At 66.1% G+C, this 19922-nt stretch carries 17 protein-coding genes; 9 read left to right on the forward strand and 8 right to left on the reverse strand.

All coding sequences use genetic code 11. The annotated features are described in order from the left end of the window. The first annotated feature begins 14 nt into the window (after positions 1-14). From hslV to glgP, 3 genes are all read left to right on the forward strand, one after another. Positions 15-554, forward strand: a complete 540-nt coding sequence (gene hslV / locus VNM24_17285; protein ID HWQ40335.1) for an ATP-dependent protease subunit HslV — start codon at positions 15-17, stop codon at positions 552-554. A gap of 103 nt (positions 555-657) precedes the next feature. Then, positions 658-1989: an ATP-dependent protease ATPase subunit HslU gene (gene hslU, locus VNM24_17290; protein ID HWQ40336.1), complete on the forward strand. Its 1332-nt coding sequence runs from the start codon at positions 658-660 to the stop codon at positions 1987-1989. Positions 1990-2147: 158 nt separating this feature from the next. After that, positions 2148-4703 (forward strand): alpha-glucan family phosphorylase, encoded by a 2556-nt coding sequence (gene glgP, locus VNM24_17295; GenBank protein ID HWQ40337.1) that lies wholly within the window; start codon positions 2148-2150, stop codon positions 4701-4703. 185 nt (positions 4704-4888) lie between these two features. Here the strand turns inward: glgP and VNM24_17300 are convergent, their stop codons facing one another. Both VNM24_17300 and VNM24_17305 read right to left on the reverse strand, forming a co-directional pair. After that, positions 4889-5518 (reverse strand): class I SAM-dependent methyltransferase, encoded by a 630-nt coding sequence (locus tag VNM24_17300; GenBank protein HWQ40338.1) that lies wholly within the window; start codon positions 5516-5518, stop codon positions 4889-4891. A gap of 125 nt (positions 5519-5643) precedes the next feature. After that, the gene (locus VNM24_17305) at positions 5644-5982 is read right to left on the reverse strand and encodes a helix-turn-helix domain-containing protein (GenBank protein ID HWQ40339.1); all 339 of its coding nucleotides are present in this window, start codon (positions 5980-5982) and stop codon (positions 5644-5646) included. 103 nt (positions 5983-6085) lie between these two features. On the opposite strand from VNM24_17305, the gene VNM24_17310 reads away from it, so the two are divergent. From VNM24_17310 to VNM24_17325, 4 genes are all read left to right on the forward strand, one after another. Then, on the forward strand, positions 6086-6562 hold the full coding sequence (locus VNM24_17310) for a cytochrome P460 family protein (protein ID HWQ40340.1): 477 nt from the start codon (positions 6086-6088) through the stop codon (positions 6560-6562). A 69-nt stretch (positions 6563-6631) separates the two neighbouring features. Then, positions 6632-7150, forward strand: a complete 519-nt coding sequence (locus tag VNM24_17315; GenBank protein ID HWQ40341.1) for a hypothetical protein — start codon at positions 6632-6634, stop codon at positions 7148-7150. A gap of 146 nt (positions 7151-7296) precedes the next feature. Further along, positions 7297-7776: a heme-binding protein gene (locus VNM24_17320; GenBank protein HWQ40342.1), complete on the forward strand. Its 480-nt coding sequence runs from the start codon at positions 7297-7299 to the stop codon at positions 7774-7776. 111 nt (positions 7777-7887) lie between these two features. After that, complete coding sequence (locus VNM24_17325; GenBank protein ID HWQ40343.1) at positions 7888-8547, forward strand: DUF1614 domain-containing protein; 660 nt, start codon at positions 7888-7890, stop codon at positions 8545-8547. 37 nt (positions 8548-8584) lie between these two features. Here the strand turns inward: VNM24_17325 and larB are convergent, their stop codons facing one another. The 6 genes from larB to glgB form a co-directional block, all read right to left on the reverse strand. Then, positions 8585-9256 (reverse strand): nickel pincer cofactor biosynthesis protein LarB, encoded by a 672-nt coding sequence (gene larB, locus VNM24_17330; protein HWQ40344.1) that lies wholly within the window; start codon positions 9254-9256, stop codon positions 8585-8587. Further along, positions 9256-10068, reverse strand: coding sequence for a hypothetical protein (locus VNM24_17335; GenBank protein ID HWQ40345.1), 813 nt, complete (start codon positions 10066-10068; stop codon positions 9256-9258). The genes larB and VNM24_17335 overlap by 1 nt, the downstream gene beginning before the upstream one ends. After that, on the reverse strand, positions 10068-11261 hold the full coding sequence (locus tag VNM24_17340) for a LarC family nickel insertion protein (GenBank protein HWQ40346.1): 1194 nt from the start codon (positions 11259-11261) through the stop codon (positions 10068-10070). The genes VNM24_17335 and VNM24_17340 overlap by 1 nt, the downstream gene beginning before the upstream one ends. Before the next feature lie 44 nt (positions 11262-11305). Continuing rightward, entirely contained in the window at positions 11306-12631 is a 1326-nt protein-coding gene (locus VNM24_17345) for a lactate racemase domain-containing protein (GenBank protein ID HWQ40347.1), read from the reverse strand. A gap of 139 nt (positions 12632-12770) precedes the next feature. Beyond that, on the reverse strand, positions 12771-14237 hold the full coding sequence (gene glgA, locus VNM24_17350; protein HWQ40348.1) for a glycogen synthase GlgA: 1467 nt from the start codon (positions 14235-14237) through the stop codon (positions 12771-12773). Positions 14238-14380: 143 nt separating this feature from the next. Next, positions 14381-16558: a 1,4-alpha-glucan branching protein GlgB gene (gene glgB, locus VNM24_17355; protein HWQ40349.1), complete on the reverse strand. Its 2178-nt coding sequence runs from the start codon at positions 16556-16558 to the stop codon at positions 14381-14383. Between the two features lie 166 nt (positions 16559-16724). On the opposite strand from glgB, the gene glgC reads away from it, so the two are divergent. Then, the gene (gene glgC / locus VNM24_17360) at positions 16725-18020 is read left to right on the forward strand and encodes a glucose-1-phosphate adenylyltransferase (protein HWQ40350.1); all 1296 of its coding nucleotides are present in this window, start codon (positions 16725-16727) and stop codon (positions 18018-18020) included. Between the two features lie 73 nt (positions 18021-18093). Further along, on the forward strand, positions 18094-19818 hold the full coding sequence (locus VNM24_17365) for a glycoside hydrolase family 57 protein (protein ID HWQ40351.1): 1725 nt from the start codon (positions 18094-18096) through the stop codon (positions 19816-19818). Positions 19819-19922 lie beyond the last annotated feature (104 nt).

A 19922-nucleotide genomic window follows, 5' to 3' on the forward strand; every position in this document is an offset into this window, starting at 1 on the left:
TTGCGCACCCGGACATGAACGACACTTTTCACGGCACAACCATTCTGTCGGTCCGACGCGGTCGCCAGGTCGCGCTGGGCGGCGACGGACAGGTCACGCTGGGCAACGTGGTATTGAAAGCTTCGGCCCGCAAGGTCCGGCGGCTGCACAATGACAGCGTGCTGGCCGGCTTCGCCGGCGGCACGGCCGACGCCTTCACCCTGTTCGAACGCTTCGAAGCGAAGCTCGACAAGCATCAGGGCAACCTGCTGCGCTCGGCGGTGGAACTGGCCAAGGACTGGCGAACCGACCGGATCCTGCGGCGTCTGGAAGCGATGCTGGCGGTCGCCGACCGCGAGTCCTCGCTCATCATCTCCGGCAACGGCGACGTGGTCGAGCCCGAGCAGGGGCTGGTGGCCATCGGCAGCGGCGGCCCCTACGCCCAGGCCGCGGCCCGCGCGCTGCTGGAGAACAGCGATCTCGCGCCGCGCGAGATCGTCAAGAGGGCGCTCACGATCGCGGGCGATATCTGCATCTACACCAACCAGAATCATGTGATTGAAGTGCTCGAGTAAAGGCGTGCTGAGGAAGCGGCAGTGAGGGGTCGCGGGTAGGAGGTTCCGGTTACCCGTGCTGTCCCCTGTCCTCGCGCCGCTCGCCTTGCGCCTCGCGAATCCCATGTCTTCAATGACTCCACAGGAAATCGTCCACGAACTGGATAAGCACATCGTCGGCCAGGACAAGGCCAAGCGCGCCGTGGCGATCGCGCTGCGCAACCGCTGGCGCCGGCTTCAGGTCGCCGAGCCTCTACGCCAGGAGATCACGCCGAAGAACATCCTGATGATCGGTCCGACCGGCGTGGGCAAGACCGAGATCGCGCGCCGGCTCGCGCGGCTGGCGGACGCCCCGTTCATCAAGGTCGAAGCGACCAAGTTCACCGAAGTGGGCTACGTCGGCAAGGACGTGGACACGATCATCCGTGACCTGGTCGAGATCGCGGTGAAACAGACGCGGGAGAAGGAAACCCGCAAGGTGCGGCACCGCGCCGAAGAACTTGCGGAAGAAAGGATTCTGGACATCCTTCTGCCGCCGGCGCGGGACACTGGCTTCGGCGCTGCGGAAAGCGCGGTCGACTCGTCCACCCGGCAGAAGTTCCGCAAGAAACTGCGCGAAGGCGAGCTGGACGACAAGGAGATCGAGATCGACGTGGCCACCGTGCAGGCGCAGATGGAGATTCTGGCGCCGCCGGGGATGGAAGAACTCACTGCCCAGATCCAGAGCATGTTCCAGAACCTGGGCGGCGCCCGCAAACGGCGACGCAAGCTGAAAATCCGCGAAGCGTTCCAGCTGCTTGCAGAAGAAGAAGCCGCCAAACTGATCAACGACGAGGAGATCAAGCTGCGCGCATTGGCGCTCGCCGAACAGAACGGCATCGTCTTCATCGACGAGATCGACAAGATCACCAGCCGCCAGGAAGTGCATGGCGCGGAAGTTTCCCGCCAGGGCGTCCAGCGCGACCTGCTGCCGCTGGTCGAGGGCACCACGGTGTCGACCAAGTACGGCATGGTGCGCACCGACCACATCCTGTTCATCGGCAGCGGTGCCTTCCACCTCTCCAAACCCTCGGACCTCATCCCGGAGCTGCAGGGTCGCTTCCCCATCCGGGTGGAACTGTCGAGCCTTACGGTGAACGACTTCGAGCGGATTCTGACTTCGACCGACGCCTGTCTGACCCGCCAATACGAAGCGCTGCTGGAAACCGAGGGCGTAAAGCTCGATTTTCGCCCCGACGGCATCCGCCGCCTGGCCGAGATCGCCTGGGAAGTCAACGAGAAGACCGAGAACATCGGCGCGCGCCGGCTCTACACGGTGATGGAGAAGCTGCTCGAGGAAGTCTCTTTCGACGCCGGGCGCCCGAGCGCAGGCACCGTCGTCATCGACGCTGCTTACGTCGACGCCCGGTTGAAGGAGCTGGCGGCCCGCGAAGACCTCGCCCGTTACGTCTTGTAGACGGCAGCCGCGCCGGCACCCTCGTTCGTTCAGGCGTGGAGCGCTCGCCGAACGCGAGCGGGCAGCCCCGCGCATGCGAGCCTCGTGGCGGGACAGGACCGAAGCGGACCGCGTCGGCCTTTCCCGCAACGCCGGAGTTCTAGATAATTCAAGACACTATGGCAAGAGGGACCGTTTTTCAGATCGAAGTCAATCCGCGCATCCCGCGCCGCCTCCGGCGGCTGGAGGAGTTGGCCGGCAACCTGTGGTACAGCTGGGATCACGCCACGCGTACCCTGTTTGCGCGGCTGGACACGTCGCTTTGGTCGGCGGTCGGTCACAACCCCAAGGCGTTTCTGAAGCGGGTCGACGAACAGAAGCTGATCGACGCCGCCGACGACCCAGTCTTCCTGGGCAACTACAATCGCGCGCTCTCCGCCTACGATACCTATCACGGCGAGCCGTTGCGGCGTAACGGCTCCGAATGGCTGCGGCAGACCGATCTGGTCGCCTACTTCTGTGCGGAGTTCGGCTTTCACGAGAGTCTGCCGATCTATTCCGGGGGTCTGGGCATTCTTGCCGGAGACCACTGCAAGTCGGCGAGCGACATGCGGCTGCCGTTCATCGGCGTGGGACTGCTCTACCGTCAGGGTTACTTCCACCAGACCATCGACAGCGAAGGCAATCAGAACGCGCTGTATGCCGACTCCGACTTCGACGACCTTCCAGTCAGTCCGGTGGTTCTGGAAGACCAGTCCACACAACTGCAGATCCAGGTCGAGCTGCCGGGGCGCAACGTGCAGGTTCGGGTATGGAAGGTGCACGTAGGTCACGTCACGATCTATCTGCTCGACACCGATCACGAAGACAACAGCGCCGAGGACCGCAATATCACGCACAGGCTCTATGGTGGCGATCGCAAAACGCGTATCGAGCAGGAGATCGTCCTCGGCATCGGCGGCGTCCGGGCGCTCGGGGCGATCGGACTCAAACCCACCGTCTGGCACATCAACGAAGGGCATCCCGCCTTCTTGATTCTCGAGCGCGCGCGGGCCCTCGTCCAGCAGGGATTGGCTTTCGATGCAGCGCTGGAAGCGGTGGCCGCCAATACGGTGTTTACAACCCATACCCCGGTGCCGGCCGGGCACGACCATTTCGACGAACAAACCATCCGCACCTACCTCGGTCACGTGGAGAAAGACCTGGGCCTGCCCGTGGGCGACCTGATGGCGTTCGGACGCGTGGGTCAGAGCCATGAATTCAACATGACGGCGCTGGCAATCCGCGGCTCGCGCTTCCAGAACGGGGTCTCGCGGGTGCATGGGAGCGTTTCGTCGCGGATCTGCGCGCCGCTGTGGCCGGAGCTCGACCCGGAGGAAAACCCGATCGGCCACGTGACCAACGGAGTCCACGTACCGACTTTCCTGGCGCCGGACTGGGCCGACCAGTTCGAAAAGGTTCTCGGCTTTGACTGGCCCTCGCGCATGCTCGATCAAGCCTATTGGCATCAGATCGAGCAGATGCCGGACCACCTGTTCTGGAGCATTCGCCAGTCGCTGAAGACACAGATGCTGCACCTGGTGCGCCACCGGGTCACCCGCCAGCATTTCCGCAACCGGGGCTCGGAGGCGCACCTGGACCGGCTGCTGCGGCTGGCCGATCCCGCCAATCCGAACATCCTCACCATCGGTTTTGCGCGCCGCTTCGCCACCTACAAGCGCGCGCTGCTGCTGTTCGAGAACCTCGACTGGTTGCGGCAGATCGTCGAGGACCCGGCGAGGCCGGTTCTGTTCCTGTTTGCGGGCAAGGCCCATCCCGCGGACACGCCGGGACAGGACCTGATCCGTCGCCTCACGCAGGTCTGCAAGATGCCCGAGTTCGAAGGCAAGCTGCTGGTCATCGAAGACTACGACCTGCGCCTGGCGCGGCGCTTGGTCCGGGGCGTGGATGTGTGGCTGAACAATCCGCTCTACCCCATGGAAGCGAGCGGAACCTCGGGAATGAAGGCCGGCATCAACGGCGTGATCAATCTTTCCGTGCTCGACGGGTGGTGGGAGGAAGGCTACGACGGCACCAACGGCTGGGCGATCAAGCCGGTCTCGGAGCGCCTCGACGAAGCGCGGCGCAACTTCGAGGAGAGCCGCACGCTTTACGAGCTGCTGCAGGACCAGGTGATCCCGCTCTACTACAAGCGCTCGGACACCGGTTACTCGGTCGAGTGGGTGCGCATGGCGAAGCGCTCGATGGCTTCGCTGTTGCCGCGCTTCAACTCCATTCGCATGGTGAACGAGTACGTCTCCCGCTTCTATCTCCCGGCCGCGCGCCAAGGTCGGCGCTATGCCGAGTCCGCCTTCGAAGGCGCCCGCAGGATCGCCGAGTGGAAGGCGCGGGTGCGCCGCGCCTGGCCGAAAGTATCGCTCCGGCGTCTCGATTCAGCGCCCAAGAGGATGTCCTTCGGCGATTCGCTACGCTTCGAGGTCGCGGTAAACCTGGATGGACTGAGGCCCGAGGACGTCGCCGTCGAGCTGCTGATCTCGCGCCCCGCCGACGAACAGCACAAGGAGCGAGCCTACCGCTTCGAGGCGACCGGCATGCACACCGAGCAGGGTGAATACCGCTACGCGCTCGAGCTGCAGCCGGAGCTGTGCGGCAGGCTGGAGTACCGGATCCGTGTCTACCCGCACCACGAGTTGCTCACCCACCCCTTCGAGATGGGAATGATGCGCTGGCTCTGAAGCCGCGCCCCAACCCGGATCGAAACACGCAGGCACGAAGAAAGCGCACGACGATCAGACACGCAACGCTGGGTGTAATGGGAAGCCTTCGGCCTTCCCGGTGCATCCCGGCATTCGGCCCGGGGCTCGTTGCGGTAGTGCGATTCGATTCTTCTCTTGGTGCCTGCGTGTTCCGCTCTTCTGTCTTACAGCGTTCCCAGATAGACGCGGGTCTCGTGCTCGAACACGACGCGGCCCGCCGCGTGGTGCGTATCGAACAATTGCCGCAGCTCGCGCATCATCGGCCCAAAGCAAGGCCCTTTCAGCGGCACATAGGACTGCGACAGATGCCGCCCTTCCAAGCCGGACCAGTCGAGTTCCTGCGGGTTGTCGAACGTTGCGACCGTGACGCCGCCGCCGAAGAACTCCTCGACATCCCGGCGGTGTCGATCCCGATCCAGGATCTCGCTATAGTCCGGGCAATAGTTTCGCAGCAATGCTTCGTAGCCGCGCAGGAACGGCGTGGCATCCGGTATGCGGTAGTTCCACAGCAGCGCCACCCATCCTGGCGGCTTGAGAATGCGCCGGAACTCCATCCGCGCTCGCGCGCGATCGAACCAGTGAAAGGCCTGTGCCGCCGCAACCAGATCCACGCTGCCCCCGGGCAGACCGGTGGCCTCGGCTGCGGCGGCCACACTCACGAACCGCGGGTCGTTCGCGAGGCGCGCTTCGGCCGCCTGGCGCATTGACGCGTTGGGCTCGATGGCAAACACCTGACAGCCGAGATCGAGCAACTGCCGGGTCAGCAGGCCGGTGCCCGAACCCGCGTCGGCCACGACCGAACCCGGGCGGAGGCCGCAGCGTCCGCGCAAGTGTTCCAGCGCCGCTGCCGGATAGGCCGGCCGGTAGCGCGCATAGTTTGCGGCCCGGCAAGAGAACCGCTCGGTGGCGGCGCTCGGTCTCAGCGCTGCTCCTCGTCCAGACCGGCCTGCAGCCGCTCGATGTCGTCGAGCAGCCGGGTGAAGCGTCGCCCGAACGACGTCAGGTGATACTCCACGCGCGGCGGGATCTCGGGGTAGGCGCGCTTCTCCAGGATGCCGAAGCGCATGAGTTTGCGCAGACGCTCGTTGAGCACCTTGGTGGTCAGCCCTTCCACGCTCTTCTGCATCGCCCCCGGACGACGCACGCCGCGCCTGACCAGTCCGAGGACATGCAGCGACCATTTGCACCCCACGATGTCCTCGACCATCGCCGAGACCCGGGGTCCGCCGCGCGAGATTCTTTTCGTCAACGTCTGCATGAAGATGCACCGGAAGGTAAGTACCGCTCCGGATTGTGCGTACTTGCTCCCGCGACTCGCCGTGATAGCTTGTCGCAGCGGCGATTCTACAAGGAGACTCGAAATGAGATCATTCCGGCTGGCGCTCTGTTTCCTGATACCCGGCCTCGCGCAGGCGGCCGATGCGCCGCCCGTACCCTACCCGGAGGGCTACCGCGACTGGCGCCATGTCAAGAGCATGGTGATCAATCCGGGTCACCCGCTCTACGACGCGTTCGGCGGCGTCCACCATCTGTACGCCAACAAGAAGGCGCTGGCCGGCTACCGCAGCGGCAAGTTCCCGGATGGATCGGTCATCGTCTTCGACCTGCTCGAAGCCAGATCGCAAGACAACGCGGTGACCGAGGGACCACGCAAGGTGCTCGGCGTCATGTACAAGGACAGCCGCAAATACCGCGACACCGGTGGTTGGGGCTTCGAAGGCTTCAAGGGCGACAGCCGCACCGAGCGGGCGGTCGGTGCCAATGCGGCACAGGCCTGTTTCGGCTGCCACGCCGCACAGAAGGATCGCGACTACGTGTTCAGCGCGACGCGCGACTGAGCCGGCTGCGGCGCCGCCGGCAGTGCGGGTTACACTGGCGGCGTTTTCGAAACCGCCCAAGCCGCCCGCATGCTCTGTCTGCTGTCGATCATGGCGATCGCTGCAAGCGCCGTCGCCCAGGCCCAGCACAACTTGGAAGACGCGAAAATGGACTGGCCCGACCTCAGGATTCTGCAGCCGCGCCAGATTCGCGGAGTCAGCGGGCCGATCCGCGCGGACCTTGAGAGACGCGGCTGCCGGATACCGATGTTCACCAAAAGGGATGGCGTGCACAACGCCATCCGCGGCCGGTTCGCCCGGGCCGGCCAGCAGGACGTCGCCGTGCTTTGCCTCAAGGACGACGACATGAGCATCGTCGTTTACTGGGGTGGCGCCGCCGACAAGGCAGAAGAACTGCGCAAGTTCCCCGCCGACGCCTATCGGATGATCCACACCGTCTCGCCCTTCGTCCTGAAGCGGCGTGCCATGCGCGACCAGGCCGTCGATCGCCTGCCCGCGTTCGACCACGACGGCATCGACGACGGCCCGGTCGGTGGTCCCCCGGATACCGTGTACTACCGCGAGGGCGGCTGGCACCCGGTGTTCTAAAGCCGCGCCGGCGCCGGGAAACTTTGCCCGCGGCCGCCTGACCAATTCCTCTATCGACGGCTGCCTCCGACCGCTCGCGGCGGCCGGGCGGCATTCGCCCGTCGATCCGCAATCTCTCTCAATCATCCAGGAAAGGAAGAAGACCCATGAGAACGACCCTTCTGTCGCTGTCGGCTGCCGCCCTGTTCGTGTCGGCTTCGGCTTCAGCGCTCGAAATGCGTCCGGTCCTGACGCTCGACGTCGCCAAGAAGATGGCGGCCGCGTGCGAAGCCAAGGCGAGGCAGGAAGGCTGGAAGATGAACATCGCCATCCTGGATGCGGGCGGCAACCTGAAGCATTTCGTGCGCATGGACGATGCTTTCCTGAAGAGCATCGACATCGCGCTGCTCAAGGCCGAGACCTCGGCGGGATTCCCGTTCTCCACGAAGCAGATCGGCGAGATCGCCGCGAGCCGCGTGCCGGGAATCGCCCACGTTCCGGGCATCGTCACCTTCGAAGGAGGACTGCCGATCAAGACCGCCGGCGGCGTTCACATCGGCTCGATCGGTGTGTCGGGCGCCACTGCGGAACAGGATGGCATCTGCGCACAGGCTGCGCTCGATGCAGTAGCCGGCGACCTGAAGTAGCGCAAAGCGCTCGAGCAGCGCGCGGCGAAGCCCGGCGTCCGCCGGGCTTCGTTTTTCCGCTTGCAAGACCGGCCAGCGGGCCGCACCATCTTTCGCGCAGCCGCAGCCCGCATGTTCAGATCCCCCCTCCATTTCCTCGTCCTGGTCGTCGCGCTGGCCACGCTGGTGCTGCTGGTGCAGTTCCAGGTGCTCACCGTCGCCTTCGAGAAGCTGGGGCTTTCCGAGCATTCGGCCTACCTGCTGCTCATGACCACGCTGGCCGGCAGCCTCGTGAACCTGCCGCTGTTCACCGTCGACATGGAAATCACTCCGGACCCGCGGCTTCAGCCGCCCGCGTGGCTTCGTGTGCGGCCGTTCGGCATTCCGGGAAAGACCATCGTCGCGGTGAACGTCGGAGGCGCGATCGTTCCGATCGCCTTTTGTCTATATCTGCTCATGAACCGTCCGGTGGGCGCCGGTCCCGTGCTCGTCTGCGTGACCGTCGTGTCCGCGGTGGCCCACGTGATCAGCCGGCCCATCCGCGGTCTCGGAATCGGCATGCCGATCCTGATCGCGCCGATCGCCGCTGCGGCCATCGCAGCCGTGATCGGCGCGCCCGAGACGCGCGCGCCGCTGGCTTATATCGGTGGAACGCTGGGCGTGCTGATCGGAGCGGACCTGCTGCGCTTGAAGGACATCCGCAGACTCGGCGCACCGGTCGCGTCGATCGGCGGCGCGGGTTCCTTCGACGGCATCTTCGTCACCGGCATTCTCGCCGTGCTGCTTGCTTGAAGGACGGTTCGCGCTGTTTTCCCTGGCCCTTCGCCGCTCAGGGCTGCTTCGCCAAACCGCGAAGAATGCGCAACGCGGCGCAGGCGGCGCCGTAGCCGTTGTCGATGTTGGTGACCAGCAGCCCCGGCGCGCAGCTCGCGAGCATCGCCTTGAGCGCCGTGTTCCCGCCTTCCGCCGCGCCATAGCCCACCGAGGTGGGAACGCCGATCACCGGCGCGGACACCAGACCACCGATCACGGTCGGCAGCGCCGCATCCATCCCGGCGACCGCGATCACGACCCTCATCCTGCGGATTTCCTCGACGCGCTCCAGCAGGCGCCACAACCCGGCCACGCCGACGTCGGTGATCTCCACGGCGGGCTCGCCGTAGTAACGCAGGGTGCGCGCCGCCTCGCGCGCCACGTGAACATCGGACGTCCCCGCCGCCACTACGGCCACCGACGTGGTGGCAGCGGCTTCGTGCGTCCCACCGAAGAATCCGGTGCGCGAGATCGGGCAGTAGTCGGTGCGAGCCCGCAGCGCTTCGGGCAGCAGCGCGTGCTGCTCGGCGGACAGACGGGTCAGCAGCACGTGCGCGCCACGCGCCTGCACCTGGCGCAGGATCTCCTCGATGTGGCCGACGGTCTTGCCGGCGCAGAAAATCGCCTCGTTCAGCCCGGTACGGGCCTCCCGGGCGAAGTCGAGCATCACGTCCTTGTGCAGCGTCATCAGACGGGCGTCGCGCGGTGAAGGAAGGCACTGCCGACACGATAAGGCGCGAACGAGACTTCGTGGTCGAAGCCGGCGCCACGAAAGAGCGCGCCTATCCGCGCGCCCAGTTCCTCGCGCTGCCCCGCGTCCAGGGCAGCGAGCCGCGCCTGGTCCAGTTCGATCACCACGCCGTTGGCACGCACGCGGCAACGCACGATCTGCGGCGCGAGCACATCGGCGATCAGCCTTTCCGCCCGGTTCACGAGCGCGAGCACCTTCGGGTCGATCGTGATTCCGGTCTCGATCCGGCTGGACAGGCAAGGCGAGGCGGGCAACTCGGCGATCTCACCCAGTCCCAGGTCGCGGGCCAGCGCGCGCACCGCGCGCTTGTCGAGCCCGGCCTCCACGAACGGGTGGCGCACCGAATAGCGCCTGGCCGCTTCCAGGCCGGGACGGTACTCCCCGAGATCGTCGAGGTTGGTGCCGGAGACGATCTGCGCGGTGGTGTGTGGCGCAATGGTCGAATAGAGATTGGTCTTGCAGTAGAAGCAGCGCTCGAGCGGATTCGCCCGATAGTTCGGATCTTCGAATTCGTGGGCGTCGATGACATGCAGACGCCAGCCCTCGCGCTGCGCCAGCAGCCGCACGCGCGCCGTCGCGTCCTCCGGCACCGCCGGCGAAACCGCGTGGAACGCTTCGACCCGCCCCCCGAGCCGCCGGTGGGCGAAGACCGCCAGCGTCAGACTGTCCACGCCGCCGCTGACGGCCACGGCGACGCGCTCCATGGCGTCGAGCACCTCGCCGAGGGATCGCCCGCTGCACTGATCCATTACTCGTCCTCGTCCAGCGCTGCCGACTCGGCCGCGCGGCGCAGGCGCTCGCGTTCCGACTTCCCGCCGCTCAGGTTGAGCAGATCGTCGGCCTCGGCCTTGGCCGTGGGCGCCTGCGGCCGCTGCGCGACCTTGACGCGGATCTTGCGCCCCGCCGCCTCCACCGTCCGCTGGCTGCGCTTGAGCTTCCGGCGCTCCAGGATCTGGTAGCGCACGCCCAGCGTGGTGGTCTCGGTGAAGCACGCTTCGATGACCTGCTCCACCTCGTCCGGGTCGGCGAGGATCTGGATGTGCGCGGCGACACGGCCTTTTTTGCCGAACGCCGGAAGCTGCAGCACGTCGAGCACGCAGGGATGCGCCCGGAGCCTGTCGAGCGCGATTGCGAGATCTTCGGGGGTCTGATCGTCCACTTCGAACGCGAGCTGGGCCACGCGGTCGCTGTCGGTGAGCCTGCGCGTCTCCTCGAAGGCGAGCAATCGCAGGCAATTGGACAGTCCGGGAAAGCGCTTGGCGCCGAACCCGGTTCCGCTGGCCACGAGCCTGCGCGAAGCCCGATCGCGCGCAACATTGGCCCGAAGATGGCGCAGGATGGCGGCGCCGGTCGGGGTGACCCGCTCTCCGGCGATTTCATCCTGCACCAGCTCGAAGCCCTCCAGCAGAAGGACGGTGGCCGGAGTGGGTACCGGCAGCCAGCCGTGCGCGGTTTCGATGCCGCCGCTGCCCTGCGGGAGCGGGCCCACCGACCAGGTCGCAGGCTGAAGCTGCTCGATCAGATAGGCCGCGCCGACGATGTCGGCGATCGAGTCCCATTCGCCCAGCTCGTGGAAGCTCACTTCGTCGGCCGGCACACCATGGACCCTGCCTTCCACTTCGGCGAGCATCGTGAAAATCTCCACCGCGCGCCGGCCTACGGCCGGATCGAGCGGCGCCCGCTCGAGCATGGCGCGGATCTCGCGGAACGCCGTATGGCGGTGGCGCGCCGCACCGCGGTGAGCGCCTTCCTCGACCACGAAACGCGCGCCGGTCAGCGCATCATCGGCGTGCCCGACCACCGACAGTTCGATGTCGGCAGGCACGCCGGCGGCGCGGATCGCCGCGAACATGCCCTCGCGCAGCTGCGGAAACGCGTCCAGCACCGCCGCGATGAACATGTCGCCGGCTACGCCGCCCAGCGCGTCCAGATGAAAGTGCATACGGGCATCCCGCAGCGGCCGCCGCGCGGCCGCCCATTCGAAAATTACGCGTGTGCCGGCTGCTGCGCCCTGGCCAGCATCGGGTAGAGGTTGCCGCGGGCGTCGAACTTGAACGGCTCGGGCTCGCCGACGATCTCGAACAGCGAGGGATTGGCCTTGACGTACTTCAGCAGCGGCTCGGAGACCTGGATGTCCACGATCTCGAGCGTGTTCGCGATGCGCACGATCTTCGTGTCCTGCGGCTTCATCCGCACCACCGTCTTAGCCGCCAGCTTGATGGCCTCCTCGTCGGTGTTCATGATCATCGGGATCGCGCCGCCGTCGAGATAGGTGGAGGTGATGATGTTGGTGTAGGTCTTGGCGATGTCCATTTCCCGGTACAGCCGCATGGTGATGACGTCGGCCGCGCCCAGCCCGGTCGCGTTGCCGTGCGTCTCCGGCGTCAGACCCAGGACCACGATCTTCTTGACGTAGGGCTTCATCTCCCACTGGATGAAGCGGCAGTTGCGGCCGGTGATGTTCGGATCCATTCCGGAGCCGGAAATGTTCTTGCCGATGCGCTCCACGACCAGCACGTCGATCTCGTCGAACTGCAGGCGCGGCATCAGTTCCTTGGCCTTGGCGAGCAGCGCCGGCTCGCGCTCGAGCACCTGTTCGCCCGGCACGATCTCAATCAACGCGGTCTCGTCGGCGGCGTTCTCGACCATCGCCACGCCGAACAGGACGTTTTTCCTGCTCATGATGAACCGCGCGGTCCTGGGCAGCAGCTCCCCGAACATGTCCATGCCGTAGGTGTGCAGCGTCGTCGCACCGGCGATCTTGCCCATGCCGATCGTGAGCATCTTCACGATGCCCGATTCGATCGGAGCGCGGAAGTTGGTATGCGGCTTGACCCGCGCAATGACCGCGATCGCGTCGGCTTCCGCCGCGTGCTTGTCGATATAGACCGGCATGCCGTCTTCGAGCTTGCCCAGCTCCACCACGTCCATGCTGGAGCGGATCGGGCAGCCCACGAAGCTCTCGGTGATGCCGTAGCTCTCCAGGACTTCGCGCTGGCCTTCCGCGGTTGCGCCGCCGTGCGAGCCCATCGCGGGGAAGATGAACGGCCGCGCGCCCAATGCCTTCAGTTCGCCGATCACGGCCTTGGCGCATTCGGCGATGTTGTTGATCCCGCGCGAGCCGCAACCGACCGCCACAGTCATGCCGGGCTTGACCTTGTTGCGCACCTCGGGCCGCTGGAACTGCTCGACTACCGCCCGGGTCACGCTGTCCAGTTTCGGGGTCTTGAACTTCTGGCGCACGTGAACCATGCGCGGCAGCGGGATATCGAGCCCGCCGGCGATGTTGACTTCGATCCGATCTCCGATCATTGCGCAACCTCCATCCGGTATTGCTGCATTCTGGGGGGGACCTTGGATCAGGCGGCCCAGGCCGCAGCAACTGATCGAAGGCTCCCGGTCGCCCGCTTCGGGAAAATGGAAGGCACGATTGTAATCCCGGACGGGAAAATTAGCCCGCGAGATCCCGGTACAGCGCGAGGTATTCGCGCGCGCTCGCCGCCCAGGAAAAGTCGCGCGCCATGCCCGCCTTCTGGATCTGCCGCCACAGCCGCTTGTTGCGATACAGCTCGGCGGCGCGCCGGCAGGCCGCCAGCAGCGTGTCCGCCGAAAGCGGCGAGAACACGAACCCGGTAGCCAGCTTTCGGCTCAGGTTCTCGGGCGTGGCGTCGATCACCGAATCCTTCAGCCCTCCGGTCGCGTGCACCACCGGCGGCGTTCCATAGCGCTGGCTGTACATCTGGTTCAGGCCCGAGGGTTCGTAACGCGAAGGCATGACGAAGATGTCGGCGCCCGCTTCGATCTGATGCGAAAGGCCTTCGTCGAAACCGATCTGCACCGCGATCTTTCCGGGATGAGACTGGGCGAGGGCCTGGAAGCGGCTTTGCAACGTGGCCTCGCCGCTGCCCAGCACCACGAGCTGGGCGGGAATCCTGATCAGTTGCGGCGCCACCTCAGCGAGGATGTCGAGCCCCTTCTGATAGGTCATGCGCCCCACGGTCCCGAACAGGGGAGTTTCCGGATCCTGTTCCAGCCCCATCCGCGCCCTCAGGGCCCTGCGGTTGTCTTCCTTGAACGCCAGGCGGCTCGCGTTGTAATAGCGCTCGATATACGGATCGTTGTCCGGGTCCCAGGCATCGGTGTCGATCCCGTTCAGGATGCCGACCAGCACATCGCGCCGGTGCGCGAGCACTCCTTCCATGCCCATTCCCAGCGGCTCGCGCTGAATTTCCTCGGCGTAGCTCGGGCTCACCGTGGTGATGCGATCGGCCGCCTGCAAGCCGCCCTTCAGGAACGACAGGTTGCCGTAGAACTCCACGCCGTCGATGGCGAACGCCTGCGGCGGCAGCCCGAGCTTCGCCGTGGTCTCGGGCGGGAAAATGCCCTGGTAGGCCAGGTTGTGAATCGTGATGAGCGATCGGGCTTTGGGGCCTTCGACGTAGCGCAGATAGACCGGCGCCAGGCCGGTCTGCCAGTCGTTGCAGTGCAGGATGTCCGGCCGCCACGGATAGGGCGACAGCGCCGTGGCCAGCAACGCCGCGACATAAGACAACAGACCGAACCGCAGGTCGTTGTCGGGCCAGTCGTTGCCCGCGGCATCCTGATAGGGACCGCCCGCGCGCCGATAGATCGCGCAGTCGATCACCAGCAGCGGCACGCCGGACGGCAGCTTGGCGCCCAGCAACTGTGCCGGCGGCAACCCCGGCAGCGCCGGAAGGTTGGCCACGCGGCCCTTGGTGCTCAGCGCGTCGAGCACCTGGGAGTAACCCGGAACCAGCACGCGCACGTCGACGCCGAGCGCGACGAGCGCCGCCGGCAGCGCTCCCGCCACATCGGCCAGCCCTCCGGTCTTGACGAGCGGGGCCACTTCGGAGGTCGCGAAGAGCACTTTGAGCGCGGGTTGATTGGCGGCCGTCATCGTTGACCGCGTTCGCGGACCGCAGAATCAGCGGGAGGGACCGAAGGCCGCGGGGCGACGCGAAGCGCCCACCGCAAGGCGTGCCCGGCCGTCGACTCGCTCCGGCCTGCTTCGGCGGGCCCGGTTCCACGCTGCCGCACGGTTCAGCCGGCCTTGCGCAAGATGATCCCCGCAAGCGGCGGGATCACGATGCCGATCGAGCACTGCCGGCCCATCCAGGGCACCGCTTCGCTGTGCACCTCGCCGTTGCCGACGTTACCTCCGCAGTAATAGGCCGAATCGCTGTTGAAGACTTCCCGGTACAGGCCCGCCTGCGGCACGCCGATGCGATATCCGTGGCGCGGCACCGGCGTGAAATTCAGCGCCACGACCACGAAATCGCCGTCGCGCGCGTGCCGCTCGTAGACCAGAATCGACTGGTCCGCGTCGTGGCAATCCACCCAGGCAAAGCCGGAGGGCTCGAACTCGTTGTCGTGCAACGCGGCGATGTCGTGATACAGCCGTGACAGGTCGCGCACGCAAAGCTGCACGCCGCGATGCCAGTCGATGCCGAGCAGCCCCCAGTCCAGTTCGCGCTCCACGCTCCATTCGCGGCCCTGGGCGAACTCGTTGCCCATGAAGTTGAGCTTCTTGCCCGGCGTGGTGAACTGACAGGTGAACAGCAGGCGCAGGTTGGCGAATTTCTGCCAGACGTCTCCGGGCATCTTGTCGAGCAGCGAACGCTTGCCGTGCACCACTTCGTCGTGCGACAGCGGCAGCAGGAAATTCTCGCTGTAGGCGTAGAGCTGCCCGAAAGTCAACTCGTTGTGGTGGAAGCGGCGATGGATCGGATCGCGCGAGAAGTAACGCAGCGTGTCGTTCATCCAGCCCATGTTCCACTTGATCGAGAAGCCCAGGCCGCCCACGTAGGTCGGCCGCGATACCATGGGCCACGCGGTGGATTCCTCCGCGACCGTGAGCGCTCCCGGGAACTCGCGGTGGACCATCACGTTCATTTCGCGCAGGAAGTCGATCGCCTCCAGATTCTCGCGCCCGCCGAACGGGTTCGGCACCCATTCGCCCGGCCTGCGCGAGTAATCGAGGTAGAGCATCGAAGCCACGGCGTCGACCCGCAATCCGTCGGCATGGAACTCCGAGAGCCAGTAGTGCGCGCTGGACAGCAGGAAGGAGCGGACCTCCTTGCGCCCGTAGTTGAAGATATGCGTGCCCCAGTCCTGGTGCAGGCCTTTGCGCGGGTCTTCATGCTCGTAGAGCGCGGTGCCGTCAAAGCGCGCCAGAGCAAACGCGTCGGTCGGGAAGTGCGCCGGCACCCAGTCGAGCAGCACGCCGAGGCCCGCCTGGTGGCAGGCGTCGACGAACGCGCGCAGCTCATCCGGGCTGCCATAGCGGCTGGTGGCCGCGAAGTAGCCGGTCGTCTGGTAGCCCCAGGACTGATCCAGCGGATGCTCCGAGACGGGCAGCAGTTCGATGTGCGTGAACCCCTGCTCCTTGACGTAGGGAATGAGGGCTGCGGCCAGCTCGGTATAGGTATAGAACCGGCCGTCGGGATGCCGGCGCCAGGAGCCGCAATGCACTTCGTAGATGTTGATCGGCGCGTGCAGCCAGTCCCAATGCCTGCGCGCCTCCATCCAGGCGCCGTCGCGCCAGGAATGGTTTCCCCCGGCGGCCGCGCGGGCCGCAGTTCCCGGACGCAGCTCGTAGGCCTGAGCGTAGGGGTCGGTTTTCAGCAGCAGTTCCCCGCTCGGGCGGCTGCGGATCTCGTACTTGTAGAGCGCGCCCGGCTCCACGCCGGGAATGAACACCTCCCACACGCCGCTGGAGCCGTGCACGGTCATGGGATGTGCTCGGCCGTCCCAGTCGTTGAAGTCGCCCACCACGCTCACCCGCTCGGCGTTCGGTGCCCACACGGCGAAGCGCACGCCGGCCACGCCCTCGCGCACCTGCCGGTGACTGCCGAGCACCCGGTAGGCCTGGTGCAAGGTGCCCTCGTTGAACAAATACAGATCGTCCGCGCCGATGGCGGGCGCAAAGGAATACGGATCGAAGAACTCCTGTTCGCGCCCGCGTTCGATCGCCTTGAGCCGTACTGGTCTGGGCAGCGCCGCGGAACCACGCCACTCGAAGATGCCGGCCTCGTGCACCCGGCGCAGGGGCTCGAAGCCGTTCGAGCCGCGCACCCAGACCGCTTGCGCTGCGGGCCGGATGACGCGCAGGCGGTACGTGTCGCCGTGCCGATGCAGGCCCAGGGCGCGGTGGGCATTGTGGATGCGGGCACCGGCAAGCGCCTGAACATCAGGATCGGCTGCGTATGCGGTCGTCAAGGAAAGAGGTCGGTTGCGCTGAGCGCGTGACGGGAGGCGCGCGGGACGCCTATTATAAGGACGGGCGAACGTCTGCCGGCGCTCGTCAATGAGTGCCCGCTTCCGAAGATTGCTTCGGCGGGCAACGGGCGAGCCAGCAAACGAATCTCGGTTACGCAGGGACCACGTGAAAATCAACGTCGACGCCGTCGATCCCACTCAGCGCTTCGTCAGCCTCATCACCCGCAGCACCTACGCGCTGGTGTTGGCGGGCGGGCGCGGCAGCCGGTTGAAGAACCTCACGGACTGGCGCGCCAAACCGGCTGTGCCGTTCGGCGGCAAGTTCAGGATCGTCGATTTCCCGCTATCCAACTGCATCAACTCCGGCATTCGCCGCATCGGCGTGGCCACGCAGTACAAGTCGCACAGCCTGATCCGCCATCTGCACCGCGGCTGGAGTTTTCTCGACGGGCGCTTCGATTCGCTGCTCGACATCCTGCCCGCGTCCCAGCGCACGCCGCAGGAGAACTGGTACCGGGGCACGGCCGACGCGGTGTACCAGAACCTCGACATCATCCGCTCGTATGATCCGGAATACATCCTGATCCTCGCCGGCGACCACGTGTACAAGATGGACTACGGGAAGATGCTGGCCTACCACGTCGCCATGCAGGCCGACATGACCATCGGCTGCCTGGAAGTGCCGCTCGCCGAGGGGCGGGAGTTCGGCATCATGGGCGTGAACGAGGAACTGCGCGTGATCAGCTTCCAGGAAAAGCCGGACAATCCCGCGCCCCTGCCCGACGACCCGTCGCGCGCGCTCGCCTCGATGGGCATCTACGTGTTTAACGCGGCCTTCCTCTACGAACAGTTGCAGCGCGACGCCGACAACCCGGCGTCCAGTCACGATTTCGGCAAGGACCTGATTCCCTACGCCGTCCCGCGCTGCCGGGTCTACGCGCATCGCTTCTCCGACAGCTGCGTCAAGGAGCCGGGCAAGGCGCCCTACTGGCGCGACGTCGGAACGGTGGACGCGTACTGGGAGGCGAACATCGACCTCACGCGAGTGACTCCGGACCTGAACATGTACGACCGCGACTGGCCCATCTGGACCTATCAGGAGCAGCTTCCGCCCGCCAAGTTCGTGTTCGACGACGAAGGCAGGCGCGGCATGGCGGTGGACTCGGTGGTCTCCGGGGGTTGCCTGATCAGCGGCTCGCAGGTCAAGCGCTCGCTGCTGTTCTCCAGTGTGCGGGTGCACAGCTTCTGCACCATCGAGGACTCGGTGATCCTGCCGGAGGTCACGGTCAACCGTCACTGCGTGTTGAAGCGTTGCGTGATCGACAAGCGCTGCGTGCTGCCGGCCGGCATGCAGATCGGCGTGGATCCGGAACGCGACCGCGCGCGCTTCTGCGTCACCGACAAGGGCATCACGCTGATCACCCCGGAGATGCTCGGCCAGACCGCCGTGCACCAGCGTTGACCGCGCCCCGACACGCCCCCGGGTGGCGCAAACAGCGCGTGCTCGCGCCCGCGCCGCGACCTGGATCCTGCGAATGACCACCGAAAAGAATCTCGACCTGATCCTGCTGTGGCATATGCACCAGCCGGACTTCCGCGACCCGCGCACCGGAGAGTTCGCGCTGCCGTGGGTGTACCTGCACGCCATCAAGGACTACACCGACATGGCGGCCCATCTCGAACGCCACTCCGGCATGCACGCCGCGGTCAACCTGGTGCCGCTCCTGCTCGACCAGATCGAGGACTACGCCGCCCAGTTCGGGCGGAAGGATGTGCGCGATCCGCTGTTGCGGTTGCTCGCGCGCGAGGATCTGAAGACGCTTTCGCCCGGCGAGCGGCAACTGATCCTGCAGCGCTGTTTTCTGGCCAACCACCACAAGATGATCGAGCCGTTCGCGTCCTACAAGCGGCTTCACGATCTGTTCACCTTTGCCCGCGAGCGCGGTGCCGACCCGGCGCACTATCTGTCCTCCGACTATCTGGGCGACCTGCTGACCTGGTATCACCTGTCGTGGATGGGGGAGACAGTGCGCCGCACGAGCGACCTGGTGCCGCAGCTCATGGCCAAAGGCGAGCGGTTCTCCGCGCAGGACCGGCGCGCGCTGTTCGAACTGATCGGCCAGCTCGTCTCCGGCGTTGTGCCCCGCTACCGCAAGCTCGCCCAAAGCGGACAGGTCGAGCTCACCGCCAGTCCTTATGCGCACCCGATCGGACCCCTGCTGCTGGATCTGCGCGCCGCACGCGAAGCGCAGCCGGACCTGCCGCTGCCCGATGCGGACCGCTATCCGGCCGGCCGCAGCCGCCTGCGCTGGCATATCGAACGCGCGCTGCGCAGCCACGAGCAGCGCTTCGGGGCGCCACCGCGTGGCTTGTGGCCGTCCGAAGGCGCGATCTCGACCGACTTCCTGCAGATGCTCGCGGCAGCGGGCCTGCAATGGACGGCGAGCGGCGAAGGGGTGCTGGCGAACAGCCTCCGGCGCCTGCAGGGCGCGGTACCACCGCGCCAGGAATTTCTCTACCGGCCGTACCGTGTCGGCCGCGCGGGGCAGGAGATCTACTGTTTTTTCCGCGACGACCGGCTGTCCGACCTGATCGGTTTCGAGTACTCGCGCTGGCACGGCCGCGACGCGGTCGCGCACTTCGTCGGGCAGCTCGATGCGATCCGCAGCCACGCGCGGGAGGGCGAAACACCGCTGGTCGCGGTGATCCTGGATGGAGAGAACGCCTGGGAGTTCTATCCCTACAACGGCTACTATTTCCTCGACGAGCTGTACGAGGCGCTGGAAAAACACCCGCACATCAGAACATGGACGCCATCGGCCTATCTCGATGCGCTGGCGGCGTTGCCCGAGACGCAGCGGCGGCAGCGCACCGGCGCGCTGGCCGAAGTGGTCAGCGGAAGCTGGGTCTATGGAAACCTCGCCACCTGGATCGGTTCGCCCGAGAAGAATCTCGCCTGGAACCTGCTTTGCACCGCGAAGCAGGGCTACGACATGGTGTGCGCCGGTGGCCGCCTGTCCGCGGAAGAAGCCGAGTCGGCCGCCATCCAGCTCGCCGTCTGCGAAGGGTCGGACTGGTTCTGGTGGTTCGGCGACTACAATCCCGCCGAAACCGTGATCAGCTTCGACCAACTGTACCGCGAGAAGCTGTCCCAACTGTATCGGACGCTGCACCTGCCGGTGCCGGAGCAGTTGAGCCATCCGATCAGCCGGGGCGGCGGCCAGGCCGAGATGGGCGGGGCGATGCGCCGCGCGAGCTGATCTGTTCCCGAAGACCCACCGCATTCAAGACGAACGACCCAAACCATCGAGGGGCAGCGGGTAGAGTGATTCGCGAATGGTTCTCCGCCTGTTCCTGGGGCAAT

The organism is Burkholderiales bacterium, assembly GCA_035560005.1.
Classification (GTDB): domain Bacteria; phylum Pseudomonadota; class Gammaproteobacteria; order Burkholderiales; family Eutrophovitaceae; genus DASRFY01.

What these genes read in the sequence shown, in the direction of transcription:
- VNM24_17320 (HWQ40342.1), top strand. Translation starts at nt 7,297, where the DNA reads ATGAGAACGACCCTTCTGTCGCTGTCGGCTGCCGCCCTGTTCGTGTCG.
- VNM24_17335 (HWQ40345.1), bottom strand. Translation starts at nt 10,068, where the DNA reads ATGGATCAGTGCAGCGGGCGATCCCTCGGCGAGGTGCTCGACGCCATG.
- larB (HWQ40344.1), bottom strand. Translation starts at nt 9,256, where the DNA reads ATGACGCTGCACAAGGACGTGATGCTCGACTTCGCCCGGGAGGCCCGT.
- VNM24_17305 (HWQ40339.1), bottom strand. Translation starts at nt 5,982, where the DNA reads ATGCAGACGTTGACGAAAAGAATCTCGCGCGGCGGACCCCGGGTCTCG.
- glgP (HWQ40337.1), top strand. Translation starts at nt 2,148, where the DNA reads ATGGCAAGAGGGACCGTTTTTCAGATCGAAGTCAATCCGCGCATCCCG.
- VNM24_17325 (HWQ40343.1), top strand. Translation starts at nt 7,888, where the DNA reads ATGTTCAGATCCCCCCTCCATTTCCTCGTCCTGGTCGTCGCGCTGGCC.
- VNM24_17315 (HWQ40341.1), top strand. Translation starts at nt 6,632, where the DNA reads ATGCTCTGTCTGCTGTCGATCATGGCGATCGCTGCAAGCGCCGTCGCC.
- glgA (HWQ40348.1), bottom strand. Translation starts at nt 14,237, where the DNA reads ATGACGGCCGCCAATCAACCCGCGCTCAAAGTGCTCTTCGCGACCTCC.
- VNM24_17365 (HWQ40351.1), top strand. Translation starts at nt 18,094, where the DNA reads ATGACCACCGAAAAGAATCTCGACCTGATCCTGCTGTGGCATATGCAC.
- VNM24_17345 (HWQ40347.1), bottom strand. Translation starts at nt 12,631, where the DNA reads ATGATCGGAGATCGGATCGAAGTCAACATCGCCGGCGGGCTCGATATC.
- VNM24_17310 (HWQ40340.1), top strand. Translation starts at nt 6,086, where the DNA reads ATGAGATCATTCCGGCTGGCGCTCTGTTTCCTGATACCCGGCCTCGCG.
- VNM24_17340 (HWQ40346.1), bottom strand. Translation starts at nt 11,261, where the DNA reads ATGCACTTTCATCTGGACGCGCTGGGCGGCGTAGCCGGCGACATGTTC.
- hslV (HWQ40335.1), top strand. Translation starts at nt 15, where the DNA reads ATGAACGACACTTTTCACGGCACAACCATTCTGTCGGTCCGACGCGGT.
- hslU (HWQ40336.1), top strand. Translation starts at nt 658, where the DNA reads ATGTCTTCAATGACTCCACAGGAAATCGTCCACGAACTGGATAAGCAC.